This window comes from Rhizobium leguminosarum (assembly GCF_019798305.1).
GTDB lineage: Bacteria > Pseudomonadota > Alphaproteobacteria > Rhizobiales > Rhizobiaceae > Rhizobium > Rhizobium leguminosarum_U.
The window spans coordinates 368,100-384,725 of sequence record NZ_JAAXDD010000004.1; the positions used below are offsets into that span (position 1 = coordinate 368,100).

The window sequence follows — 16,626 nt, forward strand, 5'->3', positions numbered from 1 at the left end:
CAAGCTGAAGCCAGCACTCTGCTTTCGTCGCCGGACGATTGCGGATCGAACAGCGTTCCGTTTTCACGACGGGCAAGGCGGCAACCCCCAGCCCTTGGCAGCATTCCGATCGCCAACCTTTAATCCAACGGTTGCCACACAGCAGGCATCGCAGCCTTGGCTCTATCGCAATCATTTGCATATGCTTCCCATAACGCGGTGCCTATCCGGCGGCCCCTTGGCTAGGGAGCTTTGAACGGAACACATGATGAAACGTGGCGGGAGAAGCGGTCTTGGAATTTGAATATACTGATCCACAAACGGAATTAGAGAGGTTGGTGGGCGGATTCTACTACATCAACGCCTTCGGACGCATAGAACCGGGCGACGACGTGAAATTCCAAAAACTGCTGACCGGCGCTTCTCCGCCGTCCGTTACGTGTGTTTACATAAATTCGATTGGTGGAGATGTAGAGTCCGCGATCAATATCGGCCGAGCAATACGGGCTTGGAGGCTATCAACCGAAATCGGAACATACGTGCTTCACCCCGAAGACGTTTCAGCCCCAATCATCCGGCGCAATCTGCTGCCCGGTAACTGTATGAGTGCGGCAACTCTATTGTATCTCGGAGGACGACTGCGGCATTTCCACGACGGCGCACAGTTTGGCGTCCACCAGTTCTCTTATAAAAACCCTTCACCGGAACATGTTGGGCAATCCCAGATTTTATCCGCCAAGATCGCGGGTTATGTCGCGGATATGGGAGTATCACCCGACTTCCTGGAAATATCGTCGTCAACCCCCAGTAATGACCTCAAACTGATTGACAAAGATGCGCTCAGCCCCCTGGGCGTCACAACCGGCGGAATTACGGATGTTCGCTGGACAGTACAAGCTCACAGTGAGGTTCTGTACGTTCGAGGCGAGCGGGATTCAATGTTTGGGCATCACAAGGTTATGCTGGTTTACGCTAAAGGAAGCGGCTTCCTATTTCATGCTGTGATCGAAGCCCAAGGGCGGCAAACCGAACTGACAGAGTTTCCTCTGGTAGAACTCGTCCTGGATCACGAAGCAACCGTATGGGACATTTCACAAAGAGCACTCCGGGTGGTCAATGGGGACGACGTCAACATCATTGTAAAGCTAGATGACACTGAGGCTCGCATGATTGCGTCCTCCAGCAGTTTTGGCGTTCGAGTGAGGGCGTCCGGAGAGGCGCCAGTCTTCCTCGGAATATCGCCTATGAATACAGACGGTGGAAAGGAACAGTTGGAAACCTTTTATTCGGTGCTCGGCGGGCGTTGAGACGATTGCGCTTTCCGTACAGACCGAACCTCCTTAAGTTGGCGGCGATGCATGGGCCTTCGATCTTGTTAATAATGTCCCCGCACGGCTGACAACAGGGCGTCTGGATTGCGCTCAATGAAGTCGAAGTAGCGCAAAGCGGGCAGACATTGAATGGGCGGGTTCTCGCGGTGGGTACTTTTCTGGGTACCTGCCGAACCATCTAGCCGCGACAAGGCATTGATTTTAAATAAAAACAACGGATAAAAGGAAATTTGGTGGAGCTAAGCGGGATCGAACCGCTGACCTCTTGCATGCCATGCAAGCGCTCTCCCAGCTGAGCTATAGCCCCATCAAGGTGGTCCGGCTCGAGGCCGGTCCTGGGATACTCCTAAGGCACGTGCCCTGCGGAGTGGCGGCTTATTACTTCCGGTTTCCGGAGATAGCAAGCCTAAAAAAATGCGGCCCGGAGAATTTTTTCCTCGCCGGGCCGAAATGCGGTCTCAGACTTCGTCTTCGTCGCCGGTCACGCCGATGATATCGCTCATGTCGTCATCATCGTCATCTTCGTCGGGTGTGAGGAAGGTATCGTCGTCGTCATCGCCTTCGATTTCGACATCGTCGTCGCCGATATCCGGAATGTCGTCGCCGCCGGCGGCGTCATCGGCATCTTCCAACGAAACCAGTTCGACTTCGGTGTTTTCAGTATCGACTTCCGCGACCTCGTCTTCCTCGGCAACTTCGGCGATCGCCGAGGTTTCTTCGAAGAAGGACAGAGGGTAGGACTTGCCGGTATAAGGAGAAACGATCGGATCCCGGTTCAGATCATAAAACTTCTTGCCGGTTTCCGGATCGGTACGCTTGGTTCCAAGTTCCGCTTTCGCCACTATAAGCCTCGTGTGAATAGCCGAATATGAGATTCGGCAGATGCCGTTCAAGCCGGCGTTCCATCGGAATTTATAAGCCGGTCCCCTTAATCGCTGTGGCTTCCCATGTCAAAGCCAAACTTTGCGATCGGAGCGCCGGGATTTTGGCAAGCCGACGGATGACCGCCCGGCGCGTTTATGTTAACGAGCCGCAACAGCTGCAGAAGCGGACGGGAATTGCGACCGGCCAAGCCTGTCTTGCGGCGAAAATAGACTGTGTTTGCAAAGGATTGCGCCATGCTGAACGGCTCCGCGCCAAAGCCCGCCAAAGCCCGCAAATCCGCCGGTCTTACGGGCAGCGTCCGTATTCCGGGCGACAAGTCGATCTCGCATCGTTCCTTCATGTTCGGCGGGCTCGCCTCCGGCGAAACGCGGATCACCGGCCTGCTCGAAGGCGAGGACGTGATCAATACCGGCCGGGCGATGCAGGCGATGGGCGCCAGGATTCGCAAAGAGGGCGCGCAGTGGGTGATCGAGGGCACCGGCAACGGTGCGCTGCTTGCGCCTGACGCGCCGCTCGACTTTGGCAATGCCGGCACCGGCGTGCGGCTGACCATGGGCCTCGTCGGCACCTACGACTTTCGCTCCACCTTCACAGGCGACGCCTCGCTTTCGAAACGGCCGATGGGCCGTGTGCTCGCTCCGCTGCGCGAAATGGGCGTGCAGGTCAGCGCATCCGAAGGCGACAGGCTGCCGGTGACGCTCAGAGGCCCGGGAACGCCGAGCCCGATCCGCTATCGGGTGCCGATGGCATCCGCCCAGGTGAAATCGGCCGTGCTGCTCGCCGGTCTCAATACGCCGGGTGTCACCACGGTCATCGAGCCGGTGATGACGCGCGACCATACCGAAAAGATGCTGCAGGGTTTTGGCGCCGCCCTTTCCGTCGAGACGGACGGGGATGGCATCCGTACGATCCGGCTCGAAGGCCGCGGCAATCTTAAGGGCCAGGTGATCGACATTCCCGGCGATCCTTCCTCCACCGCCTTCCCGCTGGTTGCGGCGCTGCTTGTCCCCGGCTCAGATATCACCATCGTCAACGTGCTGATGAACCCGACCCGCACCGGGCTGATCCTGACGCTCCAGGAAATGGGCGCTGATATCGAGGTGCTGAATGCACGTCTTGCCGGCGGCGAGGACGTGGCGGATCTGCGCGTGCGCCATTCCGAGCTCAAGGCCGTCACCGTTCCCGAAGATCGGGCGCCGTCGATGATCGACGAATATCCTATCCTCGCCGTCGCTGCCTGTTTCGCCGAGGGCGCGACGGTCATGAAGGGGCTGGAGGAACTGCGCGTCAAGGAGTCCGACCGTCTTTCCGCCGTCGCCGACGGGCTGAAGCTGAATGGCGTCGACTGCGACGAGGGCAAGGATTTTCTCATCGTGCGCGGCCGGCCAGACGGCAGGGGCATCGGCAACGCCGCTGGCGGCCAAGTCCGGACGCATCTCGACCATCGCATCGCCATGAGTTTCCTTGTCCTGGGGCTTGCCTCGGAGCATGCTGTGACGATCGACGACGCGGCGATGATCGCGACTAGCTTTCCGGAATTCATGCAGCTGATGACCGGCCTTGGAGCGAAGATCGAGCTGGTGCCGGAATGATGTGCCAGCCACCATTCCGCGAAGCCAAACTCATTTGCCGTTTCGGCGCGCTGTCGCAGGATTGATGACATGACGAATGAGACTTTCACCATTGCCATCGATGGCCCGGCGGCGGCCGGCAAGGGCACGCTTTCGCGCCTCATCGCAGAGCGCTACGGATATCACCATCTCGATACCGGCCTGACCTATCGCGCCACGGCCAAGGCGCTGCTCGATGCCGGCCTGCCGCTCGACGACGAGGCGGTGGCGGAAAAGATCGCAAGAGAGGTTGAACTCGCTGGATTGGATCGCGATATGCTTTCCAGACATGAGATCGGCGAAGCCGCATCGAAGATTGCCGTGATGCCGGCGGTGCGCCGGGCGCTGGTCGAGGCGCAGCGACGGTTTTCGACGAAGGCGCCGGGAACGGTGCTCGATGGGCGCGATATCGGCACGGTCGTCTGCCCGAATGCGGCGGTGAAATTCTATGTAACGGCGTCGCCGGAAGTCCGCGCAAGACGCCGTTATGACGAGATCCTCGGCAAAGGCCTGACGGCGGATTTCGATGCGATCTTCGAGGACGTCAAGCGGCGCGACGAACGCGACATGGGACGGGCCGACAGCCCTTTGAAACCAGCTGATGATGCGCACTTGCTTGATACGTCGGAAATGAGTATAGAAGCCGCGTTTCAAGCTGCTCAATCGATCATCGATGCGGTCTTGAGCCGAAATGCCTAAATTCAAGCGATTTTGCGTGCTCTGAGCATGGATCGCTTCTCATACAGCAAGCCTGAAATTCCGTCCAAGCGCCGGATTGCCTTCGTAAGAGAGGGCGGACTGGGTTCAGGCCCGTTCAACGCAAACCAACCGGCGCATACGTGTCCGCTTCCGTTTTAGGACACGCAGGAGATTTTATGTCAGTAGCTACCCCCTCCCGCGAGGATTTCGCGGCTCTTCTCGAAGAGTCCTTTGCCAAGAACGACCTGGCCGAAGGCTATGTCACCAAGGGCATCGTCACGGGCATCGAGAAGGACGTCGCCGTTGTCGACGTCGGCCTGAAGGTTGAAGGCCGCATCGCGCTCAAGGAATTCGGCGCGCGCGCCAAGGACGGCCTGTTGAAGGTCGGCGACGAAGTCGAAGTCTATGTCGAGCGCATCGAAAACGCGCTTGGCGAAGCCGTTCTGTCGCGCGAAAAGGCTCGCCGCGAAGAAAGCTGGGTCAAGCTCGAAGCCAAGTTCGAAGCTGGCGAGCGCGTCGAAGGCGTTATCTTCAACCAGGTCAAGGGCGGCTTCACGGTCGACCTCGACGGTGCGATCGCCTTCCTGCCGCGTTCTCAGGTCGATATTCGTCCGATCCGCGACGTGACCCCGCTGATGCACAATCCGCAGCCCTTCGAAATCCTCAAGATGGACAAGCGCCGCGGCAACATCGTGGTTTCGCGCCGTACGGTTCTGGAAGAATCCCGTGCCGAGCAGCGTTCTGAAATCGTTCAGAACCTCGAAGAAGGCCAGGTTGTCGACGGCGTCGTCAAGAACATCACCGATTACGGTGCGTTCGTTGACCTCGGCGGCATCGACGGCCTGCTGCACGTCACCGACATGGCATGGCGCCGTGTGAACCATCCGTCGGAAATCCTGAACATCGGCCAGCAGGTCAAGGTTCAGATCATCCGCATCAACCAGGAAACCCACCGTATCTCGCTCGGCATGAAGCAGCTCGAGAGCGATCCGTGGGATGGCATCCAGGCCAAGTATCCGGAAGGCAAGAAGATTTCCGGTACCGTCACGAATATCACCGACTACGGCGCATTCGTCGAGCTGGAGCCGGGCATCGAAGGCCTGATCCACATCTCGGAAATGTCGTGGACCAAGAAGAACGTTCACCCCGGCAAGATCCTGTCCACGAGCCAGGAAGTCGAAGTCGTCGTTCTCGAAGTCGACCCGTCCAAGCGCCGTATTTCGCTCGGCCTCAAGCAGACGCTGGAAAATCCGTGGGCAGCATTTGCCCGCAGCCATCCGGCCGGCACTGAAGTCGAAGGCGAAGTCAAGAACAAGACCGAATTCGGCCTGTTCATCGGCCTCGACGGCGATGTCGACGGCATGGTGCACCTCTCCGACCTCGACTGGAACCGTCCGGGCGAACAGGTCATCGAGGAGTTCAACAAGGGTGACGTCGTCAAGGCCGTCGTTCTCGACGTCGATGTCGAGAAGGAACGCATCTCGCTCGGCATCAAGCAGCTCGGCAAGGATGCAGTCGGCGACGCCGCTGCTTCTGGCGACCTGCGCAAGAATGCAGTCGTTTCCTGCGAAGTGATCGCGGTCAACGACGGTGGCGTCGAAGTGAAGCTCGTCAATCACGAGGACATCACTTCCTTCATCCGTCGCGCCGACCTCGCCCGCGACCGCGACGAGCAGCGCCCCGAGCGTTTCTCGGTCGGCCAGGTGTTCGACGCCCGCGTCACCAACTTCTCCAAGAAGGACCGCAAGATCATGCTGTCCATCAAGGCTCTGGAGATTGCGGAAGAGAAGGAAGCCGTTGCCCAGTTCGGTTCGTCCGACAGCGGCGCTTCGCTCGGCGACATTCTGGGCGCAGCCCTGAAGAACCGCGGCGGCGAATAAGCCTCGGCATCCGCCTTTGAATTGAAGAACCCGCCGGAGCGATCCGGCGGGTTCTTCATTTTCAGGCGATGAAAACGTTATTCCCAGCCGACCATGCGCTGATAGAGCGCATAGACCGGATCGGCGGCCACGCCTGGCTGATAGGCCGACGGTTCGGCATCGATCATCCTTGGCGTCCTCCGGTCGGGTGCGGCGGCGGTTTCTTCAGCGTCGGGTTCGGCATCGCCGCCGCCGGACTGCGCCTGCTGCTGATCCTCGGACGCGTCGTCACGGTGGTGCTGATGCTGGTGGTGCGTTTCGCCTGCCTTCTCGTTCGACGGCGTATCCTTGGCGAACTGGTAGGGCAGCTGGGTATAGGCAAATCCTTCCGGCATCCTTGCCACCAGCGGCACATAGGAAGCTTGGGCCGTCTCGAGAACCGGCCTCATCTGCGGTTGCGCGGAGATTTCGTTCGGCTGACGGACAGCCTCGGTCTCGATATCCATCTGCGATGGGCGGAGTGCGGCGGACTGGCGAGGATCGGGTGCGGTGAATTCGGCCGGCTGCCTGGTCAGGGTTTCGGTGGCATCGCTGATGACGGCGTCGTCGAGGATCGTATCGATTTCCACTGCCGCCTCGACGGGAACATCCTCCAGCACGGTTTCGATGTCCTGCTCGCGGATGATGGTGGCAATCATCTCGGAGACTTCTTCGGTCATCGAGGCGACAATTCCTACCCAGTTCCTGGGAATGACAGGATCGACTTTTTCCGGCATCGCGCGGGGTTGGACGGCAGCCGGCTCCGGCGTTGCCTGCGTATCGTCGGCCGCTGCGGCTTCCGTCGGCAACGGTTGCCCGGTTTCGATCTCCTGCGGCGCAGATTTTTCCGGGGCGATCTCCCTTGCTGTCGCCGGGGCGGATTGAGCCAGGCTCTCAGTTTCCGGATCGGCAGCTTCCACGGCTTCGGCGACGACCGCTTCTTCGACGGTCGCCAAAGCTGCGGCCTCGATCAGCGAATCGGCTGACGCGGGCGCCGTGTCTGCCGGCTGGCGCATGGCGGCAGGCAGGCTGTCCTCATGCAGCCTTATCTCGGGCAGCCGGATCTCGGGGTGAGCTTCGGCGCGCATCGGCGATGCATCGTTCTGGCCATAGGAGCGGACGACGGCGCGGGCGGCGAGATCGCGATCCTTATAGCGAACAATCTCCAGATAGGCGACGACGCGGGCGGCTTCAGGGCCTGTCGGGTTCTTCAGGGCCTCGGCGATCGTCCGGAGCGGCACGCTATGCCCATTCTCGGTGAGCTGGCGCTCGACCTCGTCGATCCTGGCGGTTGGCAGTCGCCGGATGGCATCGGCGAGCCGAGAGGCGAAGGCAAGATTGCTCTCGTCCTCGCCACGATCCAGCGAGATCGAGCGGCCTGCCGCGTCGATGACGTCGAAAAGGGCTTCGACCATGCGCTCGCGCGCCGCAAGGAGCAGAATATTGAGCTTGCCGGCAATGGCGGAATTGAGGTCTGCGGCTTCGACGGCGTTGACAGGCGCGGGGGCAATCACCGATTGGCCGAGACCACCGGCGACGATCGCCGCTGTTTGACCCTGGGACGAAAAGCTTGCATTGGACGCTGCACGAACGGGAGTCAACATGGCATGCTCCTTTCGTAAAGTGACGATGAAAGCAGGCTCTAGAAAAGGACCGCGCTCATCCGGTCCCCTTGCATCCCAGCAGATCCTCCTGTCCGCATGACGCAGTTCCGGCGTCATCGAAATGCATAAAAATTAACAGGAATATTAATGAACAGGCGTTAATGAATCGCTAACGGCCGCCGGCAAGCCTGCCGTACGGCCATGCGCAAACGCAGAATGAAGGCAATTCGCTCAGCTATGGGCAAAAATATCGGCATCTTCCCAGCCGAGCAGGTCGAGCTTGGCGCGGGTCGGCAGGAATTCGAAGCAGGCCGTCGCATGATCGTAGCGGCCATCGCGGATCAGGCGTTCCGTCAGCTTATCGCGCAATGCATGCAGATAAAGCACGTCGGAGGCGGCATATTCGAGCTGGGCCGGAGACAGCGTCTCGGCCGCCCAATCGGAAGATTGCTGCGCCTTGGAGACATCGACGTCGAGCATCTCCTTGAGATTATCCTTGAGGCCGTGGCGATCCGTATAGGTCCGGATCAGACGCGAGGCGATCTTGGTGCAGAAAACCCGGGTCGTCGTGACACCGAAGGTATGGAAGAGCACGGCAATATCGAAGCGGCCGTAATGAAAGATCTTCTGATGAGTGGGGTCTTCGAGCAGGGCGACGAGATTGGGCGCCTCTTTCTGGCCGGCGGCGATGCGGATGATATCGGCGGTGCCGTCACCCGGCGAAAGCTGGACGACACAGAGCCGGTCGCGGCGCGGCACAAGGCCGAGCGTTTCGGTATCGATTGCAATCGCGCCGGTGTAGCGGACGGCATCGGCCGCGGAAATATCGCCTTCGTGATAACGTATGGTCGCTGCCATGAGATTGTCTTTCGTTCGAATGCATCCCCCACAGCGCCGCGCGTCTTTTATGACGCGCAAAGGACGCTGTAGCACTTTGAATGGCTGCTTAATTTTATCCTGAAATCGATTCCGATTTAAGAATTTATGCATCAGCGCTATAGCGCAAAGGCGCAGAGTGCGAAACCGCTTTCCAGCCGCTGGAGCGCTGTGCGTCCTCCTGGACGCACAAAGGACGCTCTACCTCATATAGTCTCCGCATCGTGTTAGCCGTTCAGAATGTCGGCGGGGTATTGATCCAGAGAAGCACGGTTTCGCCATCGTGGCGGTTGCGCCAGGAATGGTCGCGGCGGCTTTCGAAATAAAGTGAATCGCCGGGACCGAGGTCGAAGAACTGATCGCTGTCGAGCACAAGTTCGAGCCGGCCTGACAGAACATGCATGAATTCCTCGCCCTCGTGGCGATAGGCGCCTTCGCTGGCAGCCCCCGGCGCCAGCACGAAACGGTGGCAATCCATCATCCTGCGGCCTTCGGCAAGGAGCTGCACCGCGACACCCGGCGTTGTTTCCGGCCACCTGCGCCATTCGCCGGCCCGCACCAGCGCCGGCACGTCCCCGCTTTCCTCACCGGAGAGGCGGGAGACGGTGGTGCCGTAATATTCGGCGAGATCGTGCAGCGTCTTGAAACTGACGCCCTGCGAGGTGCGTTCCAGCGTCGAGAGCGTCGAAGAGCTGACGCCGATGTCGCCGGCCACCTGATCGAGCGTCTTGCTGCTCGCATGGCGCAGGCTGCGCAGTTTGCGGCCGAGGCCGCCATCCTGGCTTGCCTCGGCACCATCGGCGGAAGGCTCCTCGCTCTCCAGCGCCTCGCGGATTGCCGCGGGATTAAGGCCCCGCTCGACACGATACCAGGAGATGCGCTTCAACCGCGCCACGTCGTCGGCGCTGTATTGCCGATGCCCGGTTTGCGAGCGGCCGGGAACCACGAGACCCTGGCTTTCCCAGAGGCGCAGCGTCGAGGCCGAAACGCCCGCCAGCCGCGCGGCTTCCGCCACCTTGTAGCGCACAGGCCCGTTATCGTTCATCCGCCAATATCCCTGATTCCAATCGCCCCAAAGCTTTCATCAAAAAACGTGATGTTTGAAGCAAAAAATGCCGCTTGTTTTCTTGCAGGAAAAATGTAGGTGTTTTGTATGCATCTTGCAGAAGATATGCAAGATAGTTTTCAAACTTTTCAGCGGAGGAGCCATCGATGAACACGCCAAGCCTGACGGACCGGAAGAACGCCGCTATTTCACGTGGCGTCGGCATGACGACCCAGATCTATGCGGATCGTGCAGAGAATGCCGAGATCTGGGACAAGGAGGGCCGCCGTTACATCGATTTCGCCGCCGGCATCGCCGTTCTCAATACCGGCCACCGTCATCCCCGGGTCATCGCGGCGGTCAAGGATCAGCTCGACCGCTTCACCCATACCTGCCATCAGGTGGTGCCCTACGAAAGCTACGTGCATCTTGCCGAGCGGCTGAACGCGCTGCTGCCTGGTGATTTCGAGAAGAAGACGATCTTCGTCACGACTGGTGCCGAAGCGGTCGAAAACGCCGTCAAGATCGCGCGTGCAGCAACCGGCCGCTCGGCCGTCATCGCCTTTGGCGGCGGCTTCCATGGCCGTACCTTCATGGGCATGGCGCTGACCGGCAAGGTCGTGCCCTACAAGGTCGGCTTCGGCGCTATGCCCGGTGACGTGTTCCATATTCCTTTCCCGGTCGAACTGCACGGCGTCACCGCCGATCAGTCGCTGGCGGCACTGAAGAAGCTCTTCGCCGCCGATGTCGATCCGCAGCGCGTCGCAGCCATCATCATCGAGCCGGTGCAGGGCGAAGGCGGGTTCTACTCCGCACCTGCCGCCTTCATGAAGGCGCTGCGCGAACTCTGCGATCAGCACGGCATCCTGCTGATCGCCGACGAGGTGCAAACCGGTTTTGCCCGCACCGGCAGGATGTTCGCAATGGACCATCACGAAGTAGCGCCCGACCTGACAACAATGGCAAAGAGCCTGGCCGGCGGCTTTCCGCTCGCCGCCGTCACCGGCCGCGCCGAAATCATGGATGCGCCGGGACCGGGCGGGCTCGGCGGCACCTATGGCGGCAATCCGCTCGGGATCGCGGCCGCCCATGCCGTGCTCGACGTCATTGTCGACGAGGATCTCTGCAACCGCGCCAACCAGCTTGGCGGACGGCTGAAGCAGCGGCTGGAATCAATCCGCGAGACGGTGCCGGAAATCGTCGATATTCGCGGGCCGGGCTTCATGAACGCCGTCGAATTCAACGACCGGACGACGGGACTGCCGAGCGCGGAATTCGCCAACCGGGTGCGGCTCACCGCGCTCGACAAGGGCCTGATTCTGCTCACCTGCGGTGTCCACGGAAACGTCATCCGCTTCCTCGCGCCGATCACCATCCAGGACGATATCTTCGGCGAAGCGCTCGATATTCTCGAGGCCTCGATGCTGGAAGCGAGCGCGGGCAGTTAAGCGCACCCTAGAGCGGTTCAGCTTTTCAAGGAAGCGCAGAACCGCTCTAACTTTTTGTTTTACGCAATTCCGGACGGAAAACCGCTGCGCACTTTTCCTGGAATTGCTCTAGCCGGATTTCAATGGCTGCCGGCAACCGGCAGCCGCACTCCCAAGGAAGATATGACATGGCTTTCACCACCGCACTGACCAGGCACGTTCCCTTCTCTTCGCCCTTGCTGCGCGATGCCGGCTATATCGACGGCGTCTGGACATCAGGCGATGCCACGAAAACGTTCGACGTGCTGAACCCGGCAACCGGCGAACTGCTCGCCTCGCTGCCCGATATGGGTGCGGCCGAGACGCGGGCGGCGATCGATGCGGCGCATGCCGCCCAGCCGGTCTGGGCGGCTCGTCCGGCCAAGGAGCGAAGCGCGATCCTGCGCAAATGGTTCGACCTGATGGTCGCCAATGCCGACGAACTCGCGGCGATCCTGACAGCCGAAATGGGCAAGCCGTTCCCGGAAGCGCGCGGCGAGATCCTTTATGCCGCAGCCTATATCGAATGGTATGCGGAGGAGGCCAAACGCATCTATGGCGAGACGATCCCCGCGCCTTCCGACGATAAACGGATGATCGTCATCCGGCAGCCGGTCGGCGTCGTCGGCACGATCACGCCGTGGAATTTCCCGGCGGCGATGATCACCCGCAAGATCGCCCCGGCGCTTGCCGTCGGCTGCACCGTGGTGTCGAAACCGGCCGAACAGACGCCGCTGACGGCGATCGCGCTTGCGGTGCTCGCCGAGCAGGCCGGCATTCCGGCCGGCGTCTTCAACGTCATCGTCGGCGTCGATGGTCCGGCGATCGGCCGCGAGCTCTGCGGCAACGAAAAGGTGCGCAAGATCAGCTTCACCGGCTCGACCGAGGTCGGCCGCATCCTGATGCGGCAGTGCGCCGACCAGATCAAGAAGGTGAGCCTGGAGCTCGGCGGCAACGCGCCCTTCATCGTCTTCGACGATGCCGATCTCGACGCTGCCGTCGAAGGCGCGATCGCCTCCAAATACCGCAATGCCGGCCAGACCTGCGTCTGCGCCAACCGCCTCTACGTCCAGTCGAACGTCTACGACGCCTTCGCCGCCAAACTTGCCGCCAAGGTCGCCGAGATGTCGGTCGGCGACGGCTTCAAGCCGGGTGTCGTGATCGGGCCGCTGATCGACGAGCAAGGCCTTGCAAGGTGGAGGACCATGTCAGCGACGCGCTTGCCAAGGGCGCCAAGGTGCTGACCGGCGGCAAGCGCATCGACGGCGCCGGCACCTTCTTCACGCCGACGGTGCTGACAGGCGTTGCGCGCGGCATGAAGGTGGCGCGCGAGGAGACCTTCGGGCCGGTGGCGCCGCTCTTTCGCTTCGACACGGTCGAGGATGTCATCAGCCAAGCCAACGACACGGAGTTCGGCCTCGCCGCCTATTTTTATGCGGGCGATCTGAAGAAGGTCTGGCGGGTGGCTGAAGCGCTGGAATACGGGATGATCGGTATCAATACCGGCATCATGTCGTCCGAGACAGCACCCTTCGGCGGCATCAAGCAATCCGGGCTCGGCCGCGAAGGCTCGCGCCACGGCGCCGACGACTATCTGGAAATGAAATATCTCTGCATCGGCGGCGTCTGATCCGCCGTCTCAAGGCGCAAGGCACCCCAACGACGCGCGGCATTGCGCCGCGTGTCGTCAATAATGCGGCGGGCGGGTGATGCCAGGTGCCTCCAGCGACTGCTCCTCCAGCGACAGGAAGCGTTCGGTCAGCCGGTCGAGCTTGGTGCGCATCTGCTCGACCGTCTTCCATTGCTCGGCGAGCTGATCGGAAAGCTCTTCGATCGTCTTTGCCTGGTGGGCCAGCATTTCTTCCAGCCGGGTGATGTGGTTCGTCTCGTCGGACATCGATGCTCCTTTGCCGAACCGGCACAGATGGTTCTCCCAAAGCGGAAATAGGCCGCCGCGTCAATGCTTTCCATGCCCGGCGCCGCCAGACGCAAAACTGTACCGTTTGGTTACTAAAAGACCTTGCCGCGCCTGATGTTGTGGGGTAGGCCGTTATGCATCTGGGAGGAATACTGATGGATGCAGGAAACGGCTTTCTTCATCCGGACCGGCTTTTTCCGGCTGATCCGGCAACACGGACCATCGCGCGAGAGCTCTACGAGACGGTGCGCAATCTTCCGATCGTCAGCCCGCACGGGCATACCGAACCCTCCTGGTTTGCCGACGACAAGCCCTTCGAAGACGCGGCCTCGCTGCTGGTCATTCCCGATCACTATCTCTTCCGGATGCTGCACAGCGTCGGCGTCACCTTGGACGAGCTCGGCGTGCCGCGGCTCGACGGCAAACCGGTGGCTGAGGGACGGGCGATCTGGCGGACCTTTGCCGCACATTATCATCTTTTCCGCGGAACGCCTTCGAGCCTTTGGGTCGACCACGCCATGTCGGCCGTGCTCGGCTGCCCCGAGCCGCTGACGGCTGATAATGCCGATGCGCTCTACGACCATATCAATGCCCAGCTTGCGCTTCCCGAATTCCGCCCGCGGGCGCTGCATCAGCGATTCGGCATCGAAACGATCGCGACGACGGATGGCGCGCTCGACCCGCTGGCGCATCACCAGAAGTTGGCGGCCGACGGCTGGATCGGCAAGGTGCGAAGCACCTACAGGCCGGACAGCGTCACCGATCCCGATGCCGTCGGCTTCCGCGACAATCTCATCAAGTTCGGAGAGATCACCGGCACTGAGGTGACGCGCTGGGACGGTCTGATCGAGGCACATCGGCGCCGGCGCGCCTATTTCCGCCAGTTCGGCGCCACCGCCACCGATCACGGCGTGCCGACAGCCTTTACATCAGATCTGCCGCTTGCCGTAAAACAAGCGCTGCTCGACAAGGCGTTGAAGGGGCCGCTTTCGGCCGAGGAGGCCGAGCTCTTCCGTGGCCAGATGATGACCGAGATGGCCGGGCTTTCGGCCGAGGACGGCATGGTGATGCAGATCCATGCCGGCTCAAGACGCAATACCGACCGCGGGCTTTTTGCGACCCGAGGCCCCAATATGGGCGCCGATATCCCGACACGCACGGACTGGGTCGGCGGCCTGAAGGCGCTGCTTTCCAGATACGGCCACGCACCGGGTTTGCGCGTGCTGCTGTTCACGCTCGACGAGACAACCTATGCACGCGAGCTGGCGCCGATGGCTGGCCACTGGCCCTGCCTGATGATCGGCCCGCCCTGGTGGTTCTACGACAGCCCGAACGGCATCCGGCGCTATCTCGACCAGGTTGCGGAAACGGCAGGTTTTGCCAATATGGCGGGTTTCAACGACGATACGCGCGCGCTGCTTTCGATCCCGGCCCGGCATGACGTCTGGCGCCGCGAAGTCTGCCGCTTCCTCGCCCAGCTTGCCGCCGAGCACCGGATTTCCAAGCGGGAAGCCGAGATCGTCGCGGGCGAGCTCTCCTATGGCAATGCAAAGAAGGCCTATAAGCTGTGACCGAACGACTGCAAACCCTTTCCGGCCTCGCCCCGACGGCGAAGCTTCCCGCCTATGACCGCGACCAGCTGAAAAGCGGCATCCTACATCTCGGGCCAGGCGCCTTCTTCCGCGCGCATTTCGCGCCGTTTACCGATGCAGCCCTGGCGACAAGCGGCGGAGACTGGGGCATCGAGGTGGCGAGCCTGCGCACCGCCGATGTCGCTGACAATCTGAGCGCTCAGAACGGGCTTTATACGACGTTGATCCGCGACAGCTCGGGCACGACGGCCGAGGTGATCGGTTCGATCCTGAAGGCGCATGTGGCGCCGCGCGATCCGGCTGGCCTGCTGGCGCGGCTCGAAGATCCCGCTATCCGCATCGTCAGCATGACGGTGACGGAAAAGGCCTATGGTTTCGATCCGGCAACCGGCGGCCTCGACCTGAAGCACCCCGATATCGTCGCCGATCTCGCCAGCCGGCATGCGCCGCGCGGCGTCATCGGCTACCTCGTCGAAGGCCTTGCGCGCCGCCGGCAGAAGGGGATCGCGCCCTTTACGCCGCTCAGCTGCGACAACCTGCCGAGCAACGGCGCGGTTCTAAAACGCCTCGTGCTCGAATTCACCTCCCGCATCGACCCCGACCTGCATCGCTGGATCGAAGCGAATGTGCCCTTCCCTTCGACGATGGTCGACCGCATCACGCCGGCAAGCACCGAAGCCACCTATGCCGATGCCGAGCGGCTGACGGGTCGCACCGACATGGCGGCGGTCGAGACAGAGCCTTTTACGCAGTGGGTCATCGAAGATCATTTCGCGAATGGCCGGCCGGCCTGGGAAAAGGTCCGCGGCGCGCTAATGGTCGAGGAAGTCTCGGCCTACGAAAAAATGAAGCTGCGGATGCTGAACGGCGCCCATTCGCTGCTCGCCTATCTCGGTTATATCGGCGGCTATGAATTTATTCGCGACGTGATGGATGATGCCGGCCTGGCAGCCCTTGCCTACCGCCACATGCATGCAGCGGCGAGAACGCTCGATGCGGTTCCCGGCATCGATCTCGATGACTATGCCAGCGAATTGATCGCGCGCTTTGCAAACAAGGCAATCGCACATCGCACCTATCAGATCGCCATGGACGGCACGCAGAAACTGCCGCAGCGGCTGCTGGAACCGGCAACCGAGGCACTGGCGCGTGGCGACAAGGCAGAGACCTATGCGATCGCCGTTGCGGCATGGATGCGCTATGCGATCGGCGAGCACGGCAACGGCGAGCGCTATGAACTGCGCGATCCCCGTGCTGGCGAAATCGCCGCTCTCATCGCCGATGTCCCGCGCACCGGCCTGGCGATCTCGGCCGCTCTTTTCACCCTTCCAGGACTTTTCCCAGCGGCTTTGACAGGAAATCGGGCATGGACGCAGGATGTCTCCGACAAGCTGGAGATCCTGATCCAGGACGACCGGCTGCCGCTGTTCTGAGACTTGGAGCCGTTCCGAGATAGACTCGCTTCGGCTGGGAATGATGAGGCGAGGGCGTGCCGTGGTCGCCCCCCTCTGCCCTGCCGCGCATCTCCCCCACAGGTGGGGAGATTGGCTGGGCGCGACCGCTTCACCAACAACTATAGCCGTCACATGGAATCCAAACTGAAGGCGAATTGGCACGGCAACCGGACTGGTTGATGCTTTCCGGGGAGCAAGCTCCTTGCCAATCTCCCTCCTTGTGGGGGAGATGCCCGGCAGGGCAGAGGGGGGTTCCGCACGGCACAACA

At 61.2% G+C, this 16,626-nt stretch carries 12 protein-coding genes, 1 tRNA gene and 1 pseudogene; 8 read left to right on the forward strand and 6 right to left on the reverse strand.

Translation table 11 applies throughout. The features are described 5' to 3' along the window. Window positions 1-272: 272 nt before the first annotated feature. Window positions 273-1,286, forward strand: a complete 1,014-nt coding sequence (locus tag HFO99_RS09905; RefSeq protein ID WP_261323068.1) for a hypothetical protein — start codon at window positions 273-275, stop codon at window positions 1,284-1,286. A gap of 255 nt (window positions 1,287-1,541) precedes the next feature. Here the strand turns inward: HFO99_RS09905 and HFO99_RS09910 are convergent. After that, window positions 1,542-1,617: transfer RNA gene (locus HFO99_RS09910), tRNA-Ala, on the reverse strand. Between the two features lie 151 nt (window positions 1,618-1,768). Further along, complete coding sequence (locus HFO99_RS09915) at window positions 1,769-2,152, reverse strand: TIGR02300 family protein (protein ID WP_017966434.1); 384 nt, start codon at window positions 2,150-2,152, stop codon at window positions 1,769-1,771. A 276-nt stretch (window positions 2,153-2,428) separates the two neighbouring features. Between HFO99_RS09915 and aroA the strand changes: the two genes are divergently transcribed. From aroA to rpsA, 3 genes are all read left to right on the forward strand, one after another. Beyond that, a complete protein-coding gene (gene aroA / locus HFO99_RS09920; protein WP_222360904.1) occupies window positions 2,429-3,787 on the forward strand; it encodes a 3-phosphoshikimate 1-carboxyvinyltransferase in 1,359 nt (452 codons plus the stop codon). A gap of 69 nt (window positions 3,788-3,856) precedes the next feature. Then, window positions 3,857-4,504 carry a (d)CMP kinase gene (cmk, locus tag HFO99_RS09925; protein ID WP_222360906.1) on the forward strand — a complete coding sequence of 216 codons (648 nt, stop codon included), beginning with the start codon at window positions 3,857-3,859 and terminating at the stop codon, window positions 4,502-4,504. 176 nt (window positions 4,505-4,680) lie between these two features. Then, complete coding sequence (gene rpsA / locus HFO99_RS09930; RefSeq protein ID WP_003544285.1) at window positions 4,681-6,384, forward strand: 30S ribosomal protein S1; 1,704 nt, start codon at window positions 4,681-4,683, stop codon at window positions 6,382-6,384. Between the two features lie 77 nt (window positions 6,385-6,461). Here the strand turns inward: rpsA and HFO99_RS09935 are convergent, their stop codons facing one another. From HFO99_RS09935 to HFO99_RS09945, 3 genes are all read right to left on the reverse strand, one after another. Then, entirely contained in the window at window positions 6,462-8,006 is a 1,545-nt protein-coding gene (locus tag HFO99_RS09935) for a hypothetical protein (protein ID WP_222360908.1), read from the reverse strand. A 231-nt stretch (window positions 8,007-8,237) separates the two neighbouring features. Next, entirely contained in the window at window positions 8,238-8,864 is a 627-nt protein-coding gene (locus tag HFO99_RS09940) for a ribonuclease D (RefSeq protein WP_222332652.1), read from the reverse strand. Window positions 8,865-9,117: 253 nt separating this feature from the next. Next, entirely contained in the window at window positions 9,118-9,927 is an 810-nt protein-coding gene (locus HFO99_RS09945) for a MerR family transcriptional regulator (protein WP_222332653.1), read from the reverse strand. A gap of 167 nt (window positions 9,928-10,094) precedes the next feature. On the opposite strand from HFO99_RS09945, the gene HFO99_RS09950 reads away from it, so the two are divergent. Both HFO99_RS09950 and HFO99_RS09955 read left to right on the forward strand, forming a co-directional pair. After that, window positions 10,095-11,375 carry a 4-aminobutyrate--2-oxoglutarate transaminase gene (locus HFO99_RS09950; protein WP_222360910.1) on the forward strand — a complete coding sequence of 427 codons (1,281 nt, stop codon included), beginning with the start codon at window positions 10,095-10,097 and terminating at the stop codon, window positions 11,373-11,375. Window positions 11,376-11,542: 167 nt separating this feature from the next. Beyond that, a pseudogene (locus HFO99_RS09955) lies at window positions 11,543-13,023 on the forward strand (NAD-dependent succinate-semialdehyde dehydrogenase). A 57-nt stretch (window positions 13,024-13,080) separates the two neighbouring features. Here HFO99_RS09955 and HFO99_RS09960 read toward each other — a convergent pair. After that, window positions 13,081-13,290 (reverse strand): SlyX family protein, encoded by a 210-nt coding sequence (locus HFO99_RS09960; RefSeq protein WP_064250150.1) that lies wholly within the window; start codon window positions 13,288-13,290, stop codon window positions 13,081-13,083. Between the two features lie 176 nt (window positions 13,291-13,466). Between HFO99_RS09960 and uxaC the strand changes: the two genes are divergently transcribed. Together uxaC and HFO99_RS09970 are read left to right on the forward strand one after the other, a co-directional pair. Further along, window positions 13,467-14,882: a glucuronate isomerase gene (gene uxaC, locus HFO99_RS09965; protein ID WP_222360912.1), complete on the forward strand. Its 1,416-nt coding sequence runs from the start codon at window positions 13,467-13,469 to the stop codon at window positions 14,880-14,882. After that, the gene (locus HFO99_RS09970; protein ID WP_222360914.1) at window positions 14,879-16,336 is read left to right on the forward strand and encodes a mannitol dehydrogenase family protein; all 1,458 of its coding nucleotides are present in this window, start codon (window positions 14,879-14,881) and stop codon (window positions 16,334-16,336) included. Before uxaC ends, HFO99_RS09970 begins: the two co-directional genes overlap by 4 nt. The last annotated feature ends 290 nt before the right edge of the window (window positions 16,337-16,626 follow it).